This window comes from Psychrobacter sp. Ps3 (assembly GCF_022129275.1).
GTDB classification, from domain to species: domain Bacteria; phylum Pseudomonadota; class Gammaproteobacteria; order Pseudomonadales; family Moraxellaceae; genus Psychrobacter; species Psychrobacter submarinus.
This window is the reverse complement of record NZ_JADQAL010000067.1, coordinates 1-3,451: the sequence shown is the minus strand read 5'-3', so window position 1 is coordinate 3,451 and position 3,451 is coordinate 1. Positions and strand designations below refer to the sequence as shown.

2 protein-coding genes are annotated in these 3,451 nt (G+C 42.9%); both read left to right on the top strand.

What is annotated here, in order from left to right; translation table 11 throughout:
* The first annotated feature begins 767 nt into the window (after positions 1–767).
* Positions 768–2,702: a threonine--tRNA ligase gene (gene thrS, locus I3248_RS12040; protein ID WP_025645242.1), complete on the top strand. Its 1,935-nt coding sequence runs from the start codon at positions 768–770 to the stop codon at positions 2,700–2,702.
* On the top strand, positions 2,702–3,229 hold the full coding sequence (gene infC, locus I3248_RS12035) for a translation initiation factor IF-3 (RefSeq protein ID WP_298737368.1): 528 nt from the start codon (positions 2,702–2,704) through the stop codon (positions 3,227–3,229). The genes thrS and infC overlap by 1 nt, the downstream gene beginning before the upstream one ends.
* The last annotated feature ends 222 nt before the right edge of the window (positions 3,230–3,451 follow it).

Genomic DNA, 3,451 nt, shown 5'->3' with positions numbered 1-3,451 from the left:
AATAAGTTGTCAAGAGATAAATTATTTTATTTTAAATTAATTTAGTAGGCTAGATCATTACTTAATAGCTGCGCTATTAATGTGTTAGTCAGTGGTAAACCACTTTCTGATCCGCCTTCCCTTTCGACTGGGTGGCATTATACGCGCTTTGCTCTGTCCGTCAAGCTTAAATTTGGGTTTATTTTGGTTTGATTCGAACTGTTATAGGTATATGTATAATTATCAATAACTTAAAGTGAAAATTCTTATTTTGTACTCTTAATCTTTTTTATTAGTACTGTTGTTTGCGCGATTGGCTGCCATCGGTGTTATTTGCCCTGATAGTTAAAGCTAAGGTTATGAAGACTTTGTTATGTCATTCCTATATAGATAAGTAATTGACTCTCAACCTTATATATTACCGGTTATAGATGGCTGGTTTTAATCTATAGTTATAAAGCACAACTTAGTGCGCTACCCCTTACTATCTAGTGTTTATAGCTGGTTTTTGCTATAGTAAGCGCTTTATGGCATGGCACGCTTACTTTAGCCTTTAACCTTATTTAAAGTCTAGTTTGCAACACTTATTGATAAATGGCTTCTTACTATTGAGCTTTATAATGGTTATACCTATATAGGAAGCTAAATAATAAGCGTATTGAGTAGTGCCTATCCAATAGACAACAACGATATCTCACAACTTGTGAATACAATTAATGCGGTCTGACGGTCATATGATTGATGGTTGCAATCATCACTGCTAAAGGACCCAAAAAGGTGAATAGATTATGGTAGCGATTACTTTACCCGATGGTAGCGTAAAAGAGTTTGAAGGCAACACCACGGTTATGGAAGTGGCGCAAAGTATTGGCGCAGGACTTGCCAAGGCGACCGTTGCTGGACGCGTAGATGGTCATCTGGTAGATGCCTCCGACCCTATTACCCAAGACGCAGCGGTTGAAATCGTTACCCCAAGAGATGCTGATGGTGTCGATATTATTCGTCACTCCTGCGCGCATCTGCTCGGTCATGCGGTCAAGCAGCTCTACCCTGATGTGAAGATGGTTATTGGCCCTGTGATCGAAGATGGCTTTTATTATGACATCTATAGCGAGACGCCTTTCACGCCTGAGCATATGGAAGCGATAGAAAAACGCATGATGCAGTTGATAAAGCAGGACTACGACGTCATAAAGAAGATAACCCCACGCGATGAAGTGATCAAGATATTTGAAGAGCGCGGTGAGGACTATAAGCTTAAATTAATCAACGATATGCCGGGCGAAGAGGCTTTTGGTCTGTACCATCATCAAGAGTACGTCGATATGTGCCGTGGGCCGCATGTGCCAAACACACGGTTTTTGAAAGTGTTTAAACTCACTAAAATGTCTGGTGCGTATTGGCGCGGTGATGCCAAGAACGAGCAACTGCAGCGTATCTATGGTACAGCGTGGGCAGATAAAAAAGATTTAAAAGCTTATATCCAGCGTATCGAAGAGGCAGAAAAGCGCGATCATCGCAAGATCGGTAAAGCGCTTGATTTGTTTCATATGCAAGAGCAAGCGCCGGGTATGGTGTTTTGGCATGCTAATGGCTGGACCATTTATCAAGTCCTTGAGCAGTATATGCGCAAGGTACAGTACGATAATGGCTATGAAGAGATTAAAACCCCGCAAATCGTTGATCGTAGCTTGTGGGAGCGTTCGGGACATTGGGGTAACTATGCCACCAATATGTTCACCACTTCGAGCGAAAACCGTGATTATGCGGTTAAACCTATGAACTGCCCTTGCCACGTGCAAGTATTCAATCAAGGATTAAAGTCTTATCGTGAGCTGCCACTGCGTATGGCAGAGTTTGGCTCTTGCCACCGTAATGAGCCATCAGGCTCCTTGCACGGTTTGATGCGAGTACGCGGCTTCACTCAAGATGATGCGCATATTTTCTGTACACAAGCACAAATCCAAGAGGAAGTGGCAGAGTTTATTAAGCTAACTTTGGCAGTATATGAAGACTTTGGCTTTGATAATATCATTATGAAGCTCTCCACCCGTCCGGAGAAGCGTGTTGGTAGTGACGAGTCTTGGGACTTTGCCGAAAAGGCACTGGCAGATGCGCTTGATAGTTCAGGTCTCGATTGGGAATATCTACCGGGTGAAGGTGCGTTTTATGGCCCTAAGATTGAGTTTAGTCTCAAAGACAGTTTAGGTCGCGTTTGGCAATGCGGTACCATTCAGGTCGATCCGAATATGCCAGAGCGCCTTGATGCAGAATTTGTCAATGAGCAAAACGAGCGCGAAACCCCTATTATGCTACACCGTGCCATTCTTGGCTCCTTTGAGCGCTTTATCGGTATTTTGATCGAAAACTACGCCGGTTGGATGCCGGTATGGCTTGCCCCGCAGCAAGTAGCTGTGATGAATATCACCGATAAACAAGCAGATGCTTGCGAAAATGTGGTAAAAGAGCTCAAAAACGCAGGTATTCGTGCTGTCAGTGACTTGCGTAACGAAAAGATTGGTTTTAAGATACGAGAGAAAACATTAGAACGTATTCCCTATATGCTAGTATTAGGGGATAAAGAAGTTGAATCGGGCAGTGTCAATGTCCGAACACGTGAAGGTGAGAACCTCGGCGTGATGAGTGTTGATGATTTTATAGCATTAGTACAGACCGCTGTCAGCAAAAAAGGCCGACAGACCCCAAAAACAGATGAGGAGTAATACCTATTAAACAGTCCAACCGTTTAAATATTAATGAAGATATTAACGTCAAAGAAGTCCGTCTAGTCAAAGAAGATGGCGAGCAGATGGGTGTCGTTGATATCGAAACTGCCCTAAATGCGGCACGTGAAGATAATTTAGACTTAGTCGAATTGGTTCCAGATGCCAAACCGCCCGTGTGTAAGATCATGGATTACAAGCACTACCTCTATGATCAAAAGCAAAAGGCAAAAGAGGCGAAGAAGAACCAAAAGCAGACTCAATTAAAAGAGATGAAACTGCGTCCGAGTACTGACGAAGCCGATTATCAGGTCAAACTGCGTAAAATCGTCAGCTTCTTGGAAGATCAGGATAAAGTTAAAGTCAGCATTCGCTTCCGTGGTCGTGAGATGGCACACCAAGAGCTTGGACGTGCACAGCTTGAGCGCATCATCGAAGATACCGCTGAGATCTCTAATGTCGAGCAGCCGCCAAAGATGGAAGGTCGACAGATGGGTATGCTACTAGGCCCCACTAGAAAAAAATAAGCCGATAGCGCCCCTCATTTTATAACGTCTTTGTATTTTTTGACCATCAATATGCGTACGTGTATTGGTGGTTTTTTGCTTTAAGAGCCTATTTTGGCAACCTTTTTTATCAAACTATAACCGAAATGATAAGCAAACCTGAGCCCTTAAGTGTAAGATAAATCATAACTAACCCCAGTTCGGGATAAGCGCTCAAAAAAAAGATAAAAAAAGAAGTCCAAA

What these genes read in the sequence shown, in the direction of transcription:
- thrS (WP_025645242.1), top strand. Translation starts at nt 768, where the DNA reads ATGGTAGCGATTACTTTACCCGATGGTAGCGTAAAAGAGTTTGAAGGC.